Origin of the sequence: Gilliamella sp. B3482 (assembly GCF_026536805.1) — a bacterium.
Lineage (GTDB): Bacteria > Pseudomonadota > Gammaproteobacteria > Enterobacterales > Orbaceae > Gilliamella > Gilliamella apicola_E.
In genome coordinates this window covers 147,693-163,450 of sequence record NZ_JAFNNL010000001.1, presented here as the reverse complement: position 1 = coordinate 163,450, position 15,758 = coordinate 147,693, and the positions used below count along the sequence as shown (strand labels likewise).

Annotated in this window: 12 protein-coding genes; 7 read left to right on the top strand and 5 right to left on the bottom strand. The window is 34.5% G+C overall.

Translation table 11 applies throughout. The features are described from left to right. Positions 1 to 35 precede the first annotated feature (35 nt). A complete protein-coding gene (ilvY, locus tag J3U18_RS00800; RefSeq protein WP_267352675.1) occupies positions 36 to 935 on the bottom strand; it encodes an HTH-type transcriptional activator IlvY in 900 nt (299 codons plus the stop codon). Between the two features lie 193 nt (positions 936 to 1,128). On the opposite strand from ilvY, the gene prfC reads away from it, so the two are divergent. Beyond that, positions 1,129 to 2,721, top strand: a complete 1,593-nt coding sequence (gene prfC / locus J3U18_RS00795; protein WP_065561949.1) for a peptide chain release factor 3 — start codon at positions 1,129 to 1,131, stop codon at positions 2,719 to 2,721. Positions 2,722 to 2,753: 32 nt separating this feature from the next. Here the strand turns inward: prfC and J3U18_RS00790 are convergent, their stop codons facing one another. Genes J3U18_RS00790 through J3U18_RS00775 form a run of 4 tightly spaced genes read right to left on the bottom strand, consistent with a single transcriptional unit; the run spans position 2,754 to position 7,367 of the window. Continuing rightward, on the bottom strand, positions 2,754 to 3,818 hold the full coding sequence (locus tag J3U18_RS00790) for a hypothetical protein (RefSeq protein ID WP_267352674.1): 1,065 nt from the start codon (positions 3,816 to 3,818) through the stop codon (positions 2,754 to 2,756). A gap of 37 nt (positions 3,819 to 3,855) precedes the next feature. Next, positions 3,856 to 5,271, bottom strand: coding sequence for a glycosyltransferase family 2 protein (locus J3U18_RS00785; RefSeq protein ID WP_220224913.1), 1,416 nt, complete (start codon positions 5,269 to 5,271; stop codon positions 3,856 to 3,858). A 33-nt stretch (positions 5,272 to 5,304) separates the two neighbouring features. Beyond that, complete coding sequence (locus J3U18_RS00780; protein ID WP_267352673.1) at positions 5,305 to 6,189, bottom strand: hypothetical protein; 885 nt, start codon at positions 6,187 to 6,189, stop codon at positions 5,305 to 5,307. Beyond that, positions 6,177 to 7,367 carry a YaiO family outer membrane beta-barrel protein gene (locus J3U18_RS00775; RefSeq protein WP_267352672.1) on the bottom strand — a complete coding sequence of 397 codons (1,191 nt, stop codon included), beginning with the start codon at positions 7,365 to 7,367 and terminating at the stop codon, positions 6,177 to 6,179. The genes J3U18_RS00780 and J3U18_RS00775 overlap by 13 nt, the downstream gene beginning before the upstream one ends. Before the next feature lie 294 nt (positions 7,368 to 7,661). Here J3U18_RS00775 and ptrA point away from each other — a divergent pair, with 294 nt between their 5' ends. The 6 genes from ptrA to ihfB all read left to right on the top strand — a co-directional run bounded on the left by ptrA (position 7,662) and on the right by ihfB (position 15,700). After that, positions 7,662 to 10,541, top strand: a complete 2,880-nt coding sequence (gene ptrA / locus J3U18_RS00770; protein WP_267352671.1) for a pitrilysin — start codon at positions 7,662 to 7,664, stop codon at positions 10,539 to 10,541. 100 nt (positions 10,542 to 10,641) lie between these two features. Further along, positions 10,642 to 11,514, top strand: a complete 873-nt coding sequence (locus J3U18_RS00765) for a helix-turn-helix domain-containing protein (protein ID WP_267352670.1) — start codon at positions 10,642 to 10,644, stop codon at positions 11,512 to 11,514. Between the two features lie 30 nt (positions 11,515 to 11,544). Then, on the top strand, positions 11,545 to 12,825 hold the full coding sequence (aroA, locus tag J3U18_RS00760) for a 3-phosphoshikimate 1-carboxyvinyltransferase (protein ID WP_267352669.1): 1,281 nt from the start codon (positions 11,545 to 11,547) through the stop codon (positions 12,823 to 12,825). A 1-nt stretch (position 12,826) separates the two neighbouring features. Continuing rightward, positions 12,827 to 13,507 carry a (d)CMP kinase gene (cmk, locus tag J3U18_RS00755; RefSeq protein WP_065734567.1) on the top strand — a complete coding sequence of 227 codons (681 nt, stop codon included), beginning with the start codon at positions 12,827 to 12,829 and terminating at the stop codon, positions 13,505 to 13,507. 120 nt (positions 13,508 to 13,627) lie between these two features. Continuing rightward, positions 13,628 to 15,310: a 30S ribosomal protein S1 gene (gene rpsA, locus J3U18_RS00750; protein WP_065561941.1), complete on the top strand. Its 1,683-nt coding sequence runs from the start codon at positions 13,628 to 13,630 to the stop codon at positions 15,308 to 15,310. Positions 15,311 to 15,409: 99 nt separating this feature from the next. After that, complete coding sequence (gene ihfB / locus J3U18_RS00745; RefSeq protein WP_065561940.1) at positions 15,410 to 15,700, top strand: integration host factor subunit beta; 291 nt, start codon at positions 15,410 to 15,412, stop codon at positions 15,698 to 15,700. Positions 15,701 to 15,758 lie beyond the last annotated feature (58 nt).

Genomic DNA, 15,758 nt, shown 5'->3' with positions numbered 1-15,758 from the left:
TATTACTCATTAACTACAGTTTATTATATAATTTATTATTGGGTTGGTAAATTTGGGTTACTAATAATCCAAAATGCTGAAATAATTTTTTCTGATAATCGTCTTTTTTGCACACAGATGCCAACATCAAACGGTTCCATTAAATTGGTTGACCATTCTGTGATGCGTTCTCTTACTCTTTCAGGGCTATTTTCCATTACCACTTTAGGCAATAAAGCCACACCACATCCCAAAGCAACCATGGAGACAATGGCTTCGTGCCCAGCTACCGTTGCATAAATTTTGGGGCTGATGATTTTTTGTTGTTTAAACCATAAATCTATTCGATGTCGGCTTGGACCGTGCTCAGGCAATATGAATGGGATATTATGCCAATCTGGTGCTTTTTGATGCAATTTGTCACTGAATGAACTATTAAGTTTAGGTATGAGTAATACCATTTCAATTTCACCTAATTTAATAAATTCAACACCAGATGGTAGTTGTTTGGGTTTACCTGCAATAGCTAAATCAGCTTGATGAGATTGAATTTTTTCTACAGCATCGGCTGCATCTCCCGTAGATAGTTTAATTTCTACTAATGGGTAGTGTAGGCGAAAGCGATCAAGTATTTCAGGTAGATGGCTGTAAGCCGCTGTGACCGAGCAAAATAAGGTTAATTCACCAACTAATCGTTGATCGGCTTGGTCTAGTTCTTGTTTTAATTGTTGGTGTAGATTAATGACTTGTTGGGCAAAGTGTTTTACTTTTTCACCTTCGTGGGTAATTTGAACTTGCCGGTTGTCGCGGATAAATAATCGATGACCAAATTGTTCTTCAAGGCGCTGGATCTGCCTTGAAAGGGTGGAAGGGCTTACATGCATAGCATCGGCACTTATTCCAAAATGACATGTATCACATAGATGTAAAAACAATTTTAAGTCACGAATATTCATATCTATTTAATTATTGAGAAATATTTAGCGTAGACACCGTTATAATTGATTAATTATATCATCTTCGATTTTATTTGCTCTATTATGCATAGATATCAGGCAAATAGCAAAATAGCGTTCATCAATGGCAATATAGATAGAGACCTGCTAGAATACCGCATCATTTTTTTGCTTAGCTAAATTAATTAATTTTATGACAGAACAAGCTTATTTAGACGAAGTGAATGCTCGTCGTACTTTTGCAATTATCTCTCACCCCGATGCCGGTAAAACAACCATTACTGAAAAAGTTTTGCTTTTTGGACAAGCCATTCAAACTGCGGGAACAGTAAAAGGGCGTGGTGCTAATGCGCAGCACGCTAAGTCAGACTGGATGGAGATGGAAAAACAGCGTGGTATTTCAATTACGACCTCCGTTATGCAATTTCCTTATAATGACTGTTTGGTAAACTTGCTTGATACCCCCGGGCATGAGGATTTTTCGGAAGACACTTATCGAACTTTAACCGCAGTTGATAGTTGTTTGATGGTGATTGATGCAGCAAAAGGTGTCGAAGACAGAACGCGTAAATTAATGGAAGTTACACGTTTACGAAACACACCTATTTTAACTTTTATGAATAAGCTCGACCGTGATATTCGTGATCCGATGGAGTTGTTAGATGAAGTTGAAAACGAGCTTAATATTATGTGCGCCCCAATTACTTGGCCAATTGGTTGTGGCAAGTTATTTAAAGGGGTCTATCATTTAGCTAAAAATGAAACTTATCTTTATCAAACCGGTAAAGGTCATACCATTCAAGAAGTTAGAATCATTAAAGGATTAGATAATCCTGAACTTGATAGCACCATTGGTGATGATTTGGCCCAACAACTTCGTGATGAATTAGAATTAGTGCAAGGTGCATCAAATGAGTTTGATTTAGATGCATTTTTGTCTGGTGATTTAACGCCTGTGTTTTTTGGTACTGCGTTGGGTAATTTTGGTGTAGATCATATGCTTGATGGTCTAACCGCTTGGGCGCCAGCACCACAGCCTCGGCAAACAGATAAACGAGAAGTTGAAGCAAGCGAAGAAAAATTTACCGGTTTTGTATTTAAGATCCAAGCAAATATGGATCCTAAACACCGAGACCGTGTTGCATTTATGCGCATTGTTTCAGGTAAATATGAAAAAGGTATGAAGTTACGCCATGTTCGTATTGCTAAAGATGTTAATATTTCTGATGCATTAACCTTTATGGCAGGCGATCGTGATCATGTTGAGCAAGCTTATGCTGGTGATATTATTGGTTTGCATAATCACGGTACGATTCAAATTGGTGATACGTTTACCCAAGGTGAAGATCTTAAATTTACTGGTATTCCTAACTTTGCACCGGAATTATTCCGTCGAATTCGTTTAAAAGATCCACTTAAACAAAAACAATTGTTAAAAGGTTTAGTTCAGCTTTCAGAAGAAGGGGCTGTTCAAGTATTCCGACCAATTGCTAATAATGATTTAATTGTTGGGGCAGTTGGGGTGTTACAGTTTGATGTGGTGGTTGCCCGTTTGAAATCTGAATATAACGTTGAAGCAATTTATGAGCCAGTAAACGTCACCACTGCGCGTTGGGTTGAGTGTAGCGATGCTAAGAAACTTGAAGACTTTAAACGCAAATGTGAACAGAATTTGGCTTTAGATGGTGGTGATAATCTTTCTTATATTGCACCAAGTATGGTTAATCTAAATTTAACCCAAGAACGTTATCCGGATGTTGAGTTCAGAAAAACTCGCGAACATTAATATGCTATGTAATAAAAGAGACGCTGTCTCTTTTATTTACTTTCCAAACCATTCAAAGCAAATCGTTCAAATGATGACCATTGAGAAAAATAGGTTGATAGCTGGTTAATCGTGCTAAATAATTTTTTTTCTTCCCCCATAAAGCTAATAGATTGATTTAAGCTTGTGGTTTGTGATTCGTCACTTTGTGGATATTGATTGTAATTTTCTGATGTTTCATCTTCAATAATGCTGCTTTCAAGAGCGATAACAATTTTTTTATTGTTGAGCTCTCCCCAAGTTAGCCATTGAGAACTAATCGTATAAATTTGTGCTAACTTTGTGCGATAAGCCATAATAATTAATTTTGAGCTATATGGTAGTGTCTTTTCGACTATATTTTTTCCGTCTTCTATATCAAGTAACCAAAATGGCAAGACTATTTCAATTTTATCATGCCAAGTTTCGCTTAATGTTTTTATTGCATTATTCCATCTTTGCCAAATGTGGCTTTTATTTTGTGCATATTCAGCCAATAAGTATGGTTCAATATCATATTGAATTCCCGCAAGACAAGGATTGTGTATTTGGCATAACTTTTTAATGACTTTATTGCGTTCAATGGCATTTTTTAAACCTGAATCAGTAATCATATCAGGTGCTCCTTCAACAGCAATAATGCTCATTTTCTTTTTAGATGCGATATCAAGTAGCTGAAATAGCTTATCTTGATTTTGAATATGCCCATTTACAATATTCAATTGGAGATAAACTTGATTAATACCTTTTTGTTTTAGTTTAGTCAGAAATTGACTCGGTGAATGAATCCAATTTTCAGTATGCCAATTCCACATCGAAATATTGATATCGGATCTATATTGATTGGGCAAAGAGGTATAATTTGACTTCATCTTATCCGCATTTAATTGATTAATATTTGAATAGACATTGGCATTTTTAAGCACCGAATTAGTGTTTATGAAATCTTTTTTTTCAAGTAGCTTTAATAGTAAGGTAGCACTTTTTTTGATTTCATGAGTACTTAAGTAATACCAATGTTTTAAATTGATGGAGCTAATATTTAATGCTAAATTTTCAGCAAATGTTGCAGGACTCATAAAACTTATCACAAATAATAAATAGATGATTTTAAGTTTATTTGTCAAATTTTACCCTCTCCATTTTTCCCCAAGATAAATTGCCTTTTATTAATCTAGCATAGCCTTTAAGCTTCCAATATAGGTATAACTGTCGATAACCAAAGTTATCTAGTAATGCAGTAATAAATAGTTTTAGTAGATATCTAGTTTTATCTAATCCTGATAATAACACACCATCAATCGCTATAGCAAAAGCACTTATAAGGCTGTTGTATCCAAAAACAATTAAAAAATAAGATAACATTACGTTGCTATCTATCATGTCAAGAGACCAAATCAGCGGTATTAAAAAGTACCCTAGCAGTTCAGCAATTGGACCTAAAATATCGGTTAATATTGAAAAAGGTAATAGCATAAGGCTTAACTTTTTATATTTTAGTTTAAAAGTTAACGACTTAAAATTTATAAAAGTTTGTAGTGCGCCTATATGCCATCGTATACGTTGGTTTTTTAATACCTTCCATTTTTCAGGCACTTGGGTCCAACATATGGCGGTTGGTACATAATCAATTTTGTAATCAACATTAGAGTCATAAATATATTTGTGCAATTTTAGAGTGATATCATAGTCTTCGCCAACAGAACCGACACAAAAACCACCGACCTTTATTGCAAAATCTCGTCTAAATAAACCAAATGCACCTGAAATTATCGGTAAAGTATTAAAATGATTCCAAGCAATTTTTGCCAAGAGAAATACTCTCATATATTCAAGAATTTGAATTTGTACGATGAATCTTTTAGATAAATTTATTTTAGATATTATTCCATTTCTAATAGAGCAACTATTAGCCACTCGCACCGCTCCACCGACTGCAACTGTTTTTGGGTCGTCAATTAAAGGGACTACAGCTTTGTTAATGGCGTCAGGTGCTAAGATTGAATCGGCATCAATAAGACAGATAATTGGGGAGTTGCTTAAATTAATTGCGGCATTATGCGCGTCTGCTTTGCCACCATTTTCTTTATCTATAACTCTAAGCCGGCTATCTTTTTTTGATACATAAACATCTCTTATTTTAGCATGAGAGAGTTGATTACGTTCATTTAAGTGATGCGCAATAGGTTGTAAATCAAAGTACTCTTTCACTTTTGAAAAAGTGTTGTCCGTTGAGCCATCATTTACAACTATCATTTCAACATTAGGATAATGAGTTGCTAATGTTGATTCGATACTATCAATTATAGTTACACTTTCATTATAAGCTGGTAAAATGATGGTAATTGGATGTGAAATACCGTCATTTTCGGTCTGGATTTTTCTCTCTTTGTTTGGATTTTTAAGTAACACATAAATTGTTACTAGTAGCTGCACAAAATAGATGAATATTTGCACTAATCCAATTAGCATTATCGTTATAACTAAGAATTTAACACCGAACATCATTATGTTGTTTATATAATCACTCATTGTTTCACCCACATTTCTTGCTTTAAGAATTATTTAATTTTTATCGATAAATAGTTTGCTTTTTAAATCAAAATGTTCTGTTATTAGTTTTTCAATGCTTAATGATTTCTTTATGTAACATTCTTCATTAATGAAATTAAGAAGATAACAACTGTGTATAATCCCTTGTGGTGTTGTTTGTAGTTCCAGTAAGTTTTCAAAAAAAGTTTGCATATAAGTACGCTCATCTTCTTTTGCAAGAATAAGGTAGGGGGTAATGTAGTTCTTAGAAATTTTTTTTAAGATAGTAAAAAATTGGTGATTGGCAAACTCTTCACAATTGATTAGCGATTCAAGCTCTAGAAATTTATTAGAAGGTAAAAGCCTAAAAAAGCAAAATACGCCTTTTTGCGGTATCTTGTTAAATAGCGTAATAATTATCTGAATTATCGAAATACCTGAAGCGTTTTTAACTAGACTCAATGCTGCAGCAATGGCGACTTCTTGACGAGAACTGTTACAAGCCTGAATTAACGCTTGATTCGTTTTTTCGCAAGGATAATATGCTAACATGTTAGCTGCATCAATTTTCTGTTTTATTGTGCCTTTTTTTAATAGTAACCTAAGTTTATTTTGGAATGGTTCGAGATCAAAATAAGTTAAAATATGTTTTTCGCGATGTTTCTCGAAAAAATAGGCAGCAATTATTGCTACGCAATTTAGCGATAATTTTTTTGTTATCTCTTGCTTAAAATAAGATTCATCACCAGTTTTCAATGCTTTTTTGTAAATTTTTAGCAATTGCAATTTTAATTTCTTGTGTCTTCTAAATTGAATTTCACGTTTGATGTAAATTGCAATGGTTACTATCAATACAATAAAGCTAATAAAAATGAAACAGGCATTATATAAATTTAGGTATCGAGTTAGAATGTCCATTTTATTCCACATCCTAGTGTTTTTTTAGTATATAACTTACGGCTGTGGTTGGTTTGAACTCTTTCTTCATTATTATAGTTTACAAACCCAGTTATTGAATTAGATATGTCATATGACAATCCAATAAAATGAGATTTGACTTTAATTAATGAACGATTAAATTTTATCGAACGGTCGGATGTTTCTTGACTATTTGCATATCCTGCAAATAGATGTAATTCTTCTGTAGGTGATATGGTGGTTTTAAATAAATAACCACTCATATGATGGTTGTCTTGATCAAATGTGTTGTACCATTTACCTGCTATGGATAAATGATCATTAAAGAAAAATTGTTCTATACCTGGTGAGATAGTTTTAATGTTGCCATCGTTATAGTGGTCCAACTTTGCATCGAGGGTGATATGAAAAGAATTTATTTGATCATTATACGGAGAAAATAATTGATAATCCCCACCGCTTGTTATTGTATATGTTGCGTAAAATTTTTTAGATGTGGCGAAAGAACCTGATAGATAACCATACGCTTTATTGTTGAATGTATGCCAATAAGTGATGCCAATTTTTTGGTCGTTGCTATGAAAACGGTTTGCCTGGGTTAAATGGCCGGTTATGGTATTTTGCGGTGATAGCCGATAAGATAGTGCTAAATCCACTTCATTCCAATTTGGCAAAGATTTAGATAATCGACTATGTGTGCCAGATAGAACAATATTCCAGTAATGTGTATTTTTTTTTATGTTATCAATGTTTGCCTGTAGGGACAGTAATTGTTCGTCATTAGGTGTTAGATTTAAGTACTTATCAAGTAACAATTTGGCTTTTTCGGGATGGTTAGGATCTTTTGCTAAAACAACACTAACTAAACCATATTGCGCATCTACGTAATTGGGGGCGATATCAAGTGCGGATTCAAACGATTTTTTTGCTTGTTCTAACTGAGTTAGTGCGTAATAATTGAAACCTAGTTGGACAAGAATATCGGAATTATTTGGCTGTAGTTGATTCGCTTTTATTAATTTTGATATTGCTAATTCAAAATTTTGTGTTTTTTTCGCATCAATACTTTCTTTTAATAATTGATCTGCTTTTATTGCATCATTATCTCTATTTGTGGTTGCTACTGTTTGATAACTGCAAAACAAAATACTGACAATTAAGACAAACTTATAGTACATATAATTACCTTAATCCATTAAATTATTTCTAAATATCAAAAACTAATGTGTATCTTTATGCGTCGATAAAATCGACAAATTTGGGAAAGTTTGGGACTGAGTAGCGTCTAACGTATTTTTACTAGATTAATACGATAAACGTATTGGGCCGAATTATATATGAAACAGATAATAAAATACATATAAAAATTAAGTATGTTTTTTGAAATTTGACATATGTCCTTTTATTGTTGGTTTTTTATCGTTTTATTTATTAATTCGGAATATAATGAACGCTTATTTGGAAAGAATTCTATGAATAATATGAAAACAAGAACACTATTTTTTACTGCATTAACTCTTTTTTCTTTTAACAATTCATTTGCTATTGAAAATAAGCATGATCATTCTGTTTTATTAGATAAAGTTCACCAAAGCGAACGAGATGATCGTCAATATGAAGTGATTGAACTTGATAATAAAATGCGTGTGTTATTAGTTTCCGATCCTAAGGCAACCAAATCACTCGGCTCTATCGCATTGCCTGTTGGTTCATTATATGATCCAGCCCTTCAACAAGGCTTAGCCCATTACACAGAACATATGGTGTTAATGGGGTCGAAAAAATATCCTCAACCATCAAGTTTTACAGAATTTTTGGCTCGACATGCCGGTAACTACAATGCGACAACTAGCGGTAATCGCACTGCATTTTTCTTTGAAGTTGAAAATGGTGTAATTAATACTGCATTGGATTATTTAGCTGATGCCATTGCTGAGCCAATTTTTGATCCTAAATTTGCTGATAAAGAACGTAATGCTGTTAATGCTGAGATGACTTTGTACCGTTCAAGTGATGGTTTTCGAATTCAACAAGTTGATTCTGAAACAATAAATCCTAATCATCCTGCTTCACAATTTTCTGGTGGGAATTTAGAAACGTTACGTGATAAAGATAATAGTAAGTTGCAAGATGCATTGGTTAATTTTCATGATAAATATTATTCAGCTAACATTATGGTTGGCGTTATTTATAGTAATCAACCGATCAAAAATTTAGAAGCGTTGGCTGAATCTACTTATGGTCAAATTCCTAATAAAAATATAACGGTTGCGCCAATTACTCAACAAGCTATTACTCAGGCGTTTACAGGTAAAGAAATTACTATGATACCCGCCCAACCAAGAAAAATGTTGTCGTTAAAATTTCCGATTGAAAATGATCTCGACAAATTTTCTGATAAGACTAATGAGTACCTTATTTATCTAATCAGTAATAATAGTAAAAATACGTTAGCTGATCAGCTACAAAAACAGGGCTTAGTTGAAGCCATTCAAGCCACTAGTGATAGTAAATATTATGGTAATAGTGGCACATTTAATATTAATGTTATTTTAACCGATGAAGGCTTAGCTCAGAAAGATAAGGTTATTGCTGCGATTTTTAATTATTTACAATTAATTGAGAAGCAAGGTATTTCTGATGCGTATTATGATGAGATAAAAAAGGTCTTTGCTTTATCCTTTAAGTATAAAGATGTTAACCGTGATATGTCTTATGTAGAATGGTTATCTGATCAGATGCTTCTTTATCCAGTTAAAAATGTATTAGATTCTGATTATGTTGCTGAACATTTGAATAAAGATGCGGTTATCAATCGAATCAAAAGTTTTACTCCAGAAAATGCTCGTGTGTGGTTAATTGCCCCAAATCAAACTACAGATAAAACGGCCTATTTTCTTAATGCACCTTATAAAGTTGATAATATCACTGATGAATTAAAAACAAGTTGGGCTGATTTAGGTAGAGCGTTTTCGTTTAGTTTACCTGAGCTAAATCCATATATTCCTGACAATTTTAATATTGTCAGACAAAATAATGATCAGATTCAACCCGCCACATTTAGTAAACGTGGTAATCATATCCATTTTGTTAGTCGTCATTTTAGAAACGATCCTAAGGCTGTAATTGCTGTTTCTTTACGCAATAATCAGGCGTTTAAAGATGCAAAATCGTCAGTTTCTTTTGAGTTACTTGATTACATTGTGAGTCGAGATTTGACGCAATTACAATTTCAAGCAGGTAATGCTGGAATGTCACTATCAACGGGTCTTGATAATGGTTTAATGATAACCGCTAATGGTTTTAATCAACATTTACCAGATATGGTTTTAGCCATTCTTAATAGTTATCGACAAGTGACCATTGATGAGCAAAATTTACAATTAGCTAAATCATGGTATCTTCAACGACTTGATGGGGCTGACCATTTTGAAAGTGTACGTCTAGCGTCAGAGCCAGTTCTCGCTTTATCAAAAATGCCTCACTATTATGAACGAGGTGAAAGACGACAAATTACCAATAATCTCACTGTAAGTGATGTTCAAGCTTATCGCGATAGTTTGATGACTCAATCAGTTCCTTATATGATTAGTTTGGGTAATATCTCAAATGAAGATTCATTAGATCTTTATCATGCCATTCAAAAGACTTTAAAGCGTGATGTTGAATTTACACCATTAGATGATATTAAAATTAAAACTGCCTTTACAGCAAGAATAACCCAACAAGCAAAAAGCACAGATAATGCGTTGTTAATGACCTATTTTCCAATCAATTATGATTCCACTAAGAGTCAAATAGTTGGATATACTTTAGCTAACATTATGTATTCTTGGTTTTTTGATCAACTGCGTAGCAATGAACAATTAGGTTATCTGGTTGGTGTTTTTCCATCATACATAAGTGAATCAGTAGGACTAGGGTTTGCTGTTCAAAGTAATCAATATGATCCTGCTTATTTATTAAAACGTTACCAAGCGTTTTATCCAACAATGTTAACTAAATTAGAAGCATTATCTAATGATGATGTTGAGGAGTATAAGAGAAGTATCATCGAAGAGCAGACAATGCCACCACAATCTTTAGATGAAGAGTTTGATCGTTTGAGATCAGACTATCGCTTATCTCGTTTCCAATTCGATTCGCGTGATAAAAAAATAGAGTTACTTAAGAAACTCACTAAAGAGGATTTAATTGAATTTTATAAAAGTGCAGTTATTGAACAAAAAGGTTTGGTAATAGCATCGCAAGTATTAGGTCAGCCTGAGGATGGTAAAAAACAACCTGAAGCGATTACCGATTATACTGAGTTCAAAAATGCATCATCGTTACAAGACGAATTGTTAAAATAATATTCTCAAACATAGATTCGATCTGAAATATCATTACATTAAATTGGCATTGTACTTATCATATGGTACACTGCCGAAATCCCAATAATTTGAGTATATTATGATTACTGGATCGACTGATTATTTTGCTATCGGACAGCGGTTACGAGCTTATCGTATCGCTGCCTCTCTTAGGGCTGAAGAGGTTGCTGAAAGTCTTAGGATCTCAAGAGCTGCGGTTTACCGTTTAGAAAAAGGCGAAATCGTTAAAATAGAAACGCTTGAACGATTAGCTTCTTTGTTAGATACGTCATTTGCTAGTTTACTTGGCATTGATACAGAATATTATTCAAGTGGTGATGGTTTTTTTGAGCGTATGCGTCAACTCGAAGAGCAGTCCACTCATATCTTTTCTCATTTCGATCCCTTTTCTTTTCTTTTAACTTCGCCTGATTATTTGTCTCATTTAGGGATGATGTTAAGAGAATCGAGTGATAATATTGAAGCTGAAAGATATGCAACTTCTTTATCTATTTTACATGATCGCAAAACTCAGTTTTATCAATCTGTCCCTAAAGTAATTAATTTAATTAGCTTACGTAATGTTGAACGGTTTTTGCATATTGGCTTAGTTGGCAATCTGACTATTTCGCCGGGTAAAAAGTCTGAAAGAATGTTGTTGGCGCGCAAGGAGGTCTATCATTTAATCGAATTAATTGAAGATCAAGCTTATGCACCAACAATTGCTATTACTGAGCAAGCTATTCCATCTATTGCTTTCCAAATATTTTATAAAAATGATAATGCGTTAGCTTTAGCTATGAGCCCGTTTAGATTAGGTGAGTTACCTAATATTACAACGGGTATTGCCTCAATAACTTCATCAGAAGATGCGATTAAGCGTTATCGTCATTTATTTGATAAATTGTGGCAAGATAGTGCCAAAGATCAGCAAGCGATAAATTTATTGAAAGCCACCTTAGATAAATTCTAAAGAATATTGAAATTATTAAAGAGAGTTACTATGTTATCTTTAACATTACAACCGATAAAAAAATTTAGTGGTACGATTAATCTACCTGGTTCTAAAAGTGTTTCAAATCGTGCCTTACTTTTGTCTGCACTTAGCAATGGTAAAACACGATTAACTAATTTACTTGATAGTGACGATGTGCGCTATATGCTTGATGCTTTAAAAGCTTTGGATATTAAATATCAATTATCAAGTGATCGAACAATTTGTGATATTGAAGGAGTAGGTGGCAAATTACATTCTACTCACCCATTAGAGCTATTTTTAGGCAATGCTGGGACCGCTATGCGTCCATTAGCCGCTGCGTTGTGTTTAGCTGATAACAATATTGTATTAACCGGCGAACCTCGTATGAAAGAGCGTCCAATTGGCCATTTGGTTGATGCTTTGCGTCAAGGTGGGGCTAAGATTGATTATCTTGAAAACGAAGGTTATCCTCCATTACATATCCATGGTGGTTTTACCGGTGGAAAGATTGAGGTAAATGGTTCGGTATCAAGTCAGTTCTTAACCGCACTTTTAATGGCTGCACCGCTAGCTGCCAACGATACTGAAATTACTATTATTGGTGATCTGGTTTCTAAACCTTATATTGATATCACGATAAAAATGATGGAGATGTTTGGTGTTTCGGTTATTAATGAAAAATATCAAAAATTTATCATTAAAGCTAATCAAACTTATCAATCACCAAGCCATTATTTGGTTGAGGGTGATGCCTCTTCAGCCTCTTATTTTTTAGCTGCTGCTGCAATCAAAGGTGGCAACGTTCGCGTAACAGGTATTGGTAAAAAGAGTTTACAAGGCGATACCCAGTTTGCACATGTGCTTGAAAAGATGGGCGCTAAAGTCACTTGGGCTGATGATTATATTGAATGTACTCGCAATGAATTAAATGGCATTGATATGGATATGAACCATATACCTGATGCAGCAATGACCATTGCAACTACTGCGTTATTCGCTAAAGGTCCAACGACTATTCGAAATATTTACAATTGGCGTGTTAAAGAAACGGATCGCTTATCAGCAATGGCAACCGAGCTACGTAAAGTAGGTGCGACCGTTGAGGAAGGGGATGACTATATTACAATTATTCCTCCAATTAAATTAAATCATGCTGATATTAAAACTTACAATGACCATCGTATGGCAATGTGTTTTTCATTAGTTGCACTGTCTGATACTCCAGTCACAATTTTAGACCCAAAATGCACAATGAAAACCTTTCCAGATTATTTTGAACAATTTAAACGATTAAGCGAAATATAACATGACTAAAAATATTCCGGTTATTGCTGTTGATGGACCAAGTGGAGTTGGCAAGGGCACTTTGTGTCAAGCATTAGCGAATCATTTTAAGTGGCACCTTTTAGATTCTGGTGCAATTTATCGTGTGCTTGCACTTGCTGCTTTGAAACAAAATATTGCTTTAGATGATGCTAAACAATTAGCAACATTGGCTCTTAACCTGCCGCTTACGTTTGATACCAGTAGTGATGATGTGAAAGTTTTGTTAGATGATGTGGATGTTTCTCGCGAGATAAGAACAGAAGAGACTGGTGGAGCTGCTTCAAAAGTTGCGTCAATAAATGAAGTCAGAGTTGCTTTATTACAGCGACAACGTGACTTTAGACAGATGCCAGGGCTAGTTGCTGATGGTCGTGATATGGGGACTGTGGTATTTACTGATGCCCCAGTTAAACTATTTCTTGATGCTAGTGCACAATCAAGGGCAGAAAGAAGAATGAAACAGTTGCAAGATAAGCAAATTCATGCTAAATTCGCCGAAATTTTGCAGGAGATAACCGCGCGAGATGAACGAGATCGTAATCGAGTTGTTGCGCCATTAAAGCCTGCGGTTGATGCACTAATAATTGATACAACATCGCTTTCAATTCAAGATGTTTTTAATCAATCTGTTATGTATATTAAAGAAAAACTTGCGCTGTAAGTTTATATTTAAACTTTGGCGTGAACCAAGCTCCATTACAAGGATGAGTGGAGTATCGTAAACAACCCCACAAGACATGAAGTAATGTGGACGTTAAATTAAACTTAAAGTAAATAAAATATGACTGAATCTTTTGCTCAACTCTTTGAAGAGTCTTTAAATCAACTAGACACTCGTTCTGGTAATATGATCCGTGGTACTGTCGTTGCAATCGACAAAGATGTTGTTTTAGTTGATGCTGGTTTAAAATCTGAATCAGCAATTCCAGTAGAGCAGTTTAAAAATGCCCAAGGCGAATTAGAAGTTCAAGTTGGCGACGTTGTTGACGTTGTTCTTGACTCAATTGAAGATGGCTTTGGTGAAACAATTTTATCTCGTGAAAAAGCTAAACGTCATGAAGCGTGGCTAACATTAGAGAAAGCAGTTGAAGATGCTGCAACCGTTTTAGGTGTTATCAATGGTAAAGTTAAAGGTGGCTTTACGGTTGATCTTAATGGCGTTCGTGCGTTCCTACCTGGTTCGCTTGTTGATGTTCGTCCATTACGCGATACTTCTCATATTGAAAATAGAGAAATCGAATTAAAAGTTATTAAATTAGATCAAAAACGCAACAACGTAGTTGTTTCTCGTCGTGCAGTAATTGAATCTGAAAATAGCGCAGAAAGAGAACAACTTCTTGAAAATCTACAAGAAGGTTCTGAAGTTAAAGGTATCATCAAAAATCTTACTGATTACGGTGCATTCGTTGATCTTGGTGGGGTTGATGGTTTACTTCATATCACTGATATGGCTTGGAAACGTGTTAAACACCCAAGTGAAGTGGTTGAAGTTGGTCAAGAATTACTTGTTAAAGTTCTTAAATTCGATAAAGATCGTTCACGTGTTTCTCTTGGCTTAAAACAATTAGGCGAAGATCCATGGGTTTCAATCGCTAAACGTTACCCAGAAGGTACTAAAGTAACTGGTAAAGTAACTAACTTAACTGATTACGGTTGTTTCGTAGAAATCGAAACTGGCGTTGAAGGTTTAGTTCACGTTTCTGAAATGGATTGGACTAACAAAAACATTCACCCATCTAAAGTGGTTAGCTTAGGTGATGAAGTTGAAGTTGTTGTTCTTGAAATTGATGAAGAACGTCGTCGTATTTCTCTTGGTCTTAAACAATGTAAACCAAATCCATGGTTACAATTTGCTGAAGCACACAATAAAGGTGATAAAGTTAGCGGTAAGATCAAATCAATCACTGACTTTGGTATCTTCATTGGTTTAGACGGTGGTATTGATGGTTTAGTTCATCTTTCTGATATTTCTTGGAATATGCCAGGTGAAGAAGCAGTTAAAGCTTATAAGAAAGGTGATGATATTGAAGCCGTTGTTTTACAAGTTGATGCTGAGCGTGAACGTATCTCATTAGGTATCAAACAACTTGAAGACGATCCATTCAGCAGTTTTGCATCTAACTTCAAAAAAGGATCAATTGTTAAAGGTAAAGTTACCGCTGTTGATGCTAAAGGTGCAACAATCGAAATTGCTGAAGGTATCGAAGGTTACTTAAAAGCACAAGATATTGCTCGTGAACGTGTTGAAGATGCAACTACTGCATTGAACGTTGGTGATGAAGTTGAAGCGAAGATTGTAAATATCGATCGTAAAACTCGTGCAATTTCTTTATCTATCCGTGCTAAAGATGAAGCTGATGAGAAAGAAGCACTTGCTGCTGTAAATAATACTGCACCTCAAGAAGATGCGTCATTTACTAACGCAATGGCTGAAGCATTCAAAGCTGCGTCAAAAACTGAGTAAAAAATATCTATTGAAAGAGTAAAGAGGGCTTGCCCTCTTTTTCTTTTGTGGTATAAAATGAATAAATTATATACTACATAAATTAAATTAGGAGTGACCATGAACAGATCCGATTTAGCTGAAAAAATAGTCAACTGGCGGGCACACCTTCCTGTGCAACTGGTTGATGATGCTGTTAGAGATATTATTGAGCAAATCGCATTAGCGATGGAGACTAACGATCGTGTTGAAATCCGCGGTTTTGGTAGTTTCAGCTTAAATTATCGCGCTCCACGTAAAGCAAGAAACCCTAGAACAGGTGGAAATGTTGAAGTTAAACACAAATATATTCCTCATTTCAAACCAGGGAAAGAGCTACGTGAACGCGTAAATAATGCAGCTAAAGCATAATTAAATTTAGTTAATTAAAAAAGCCTTTGAGTAAAATCAAAGGCTTTTTTGTTATTGA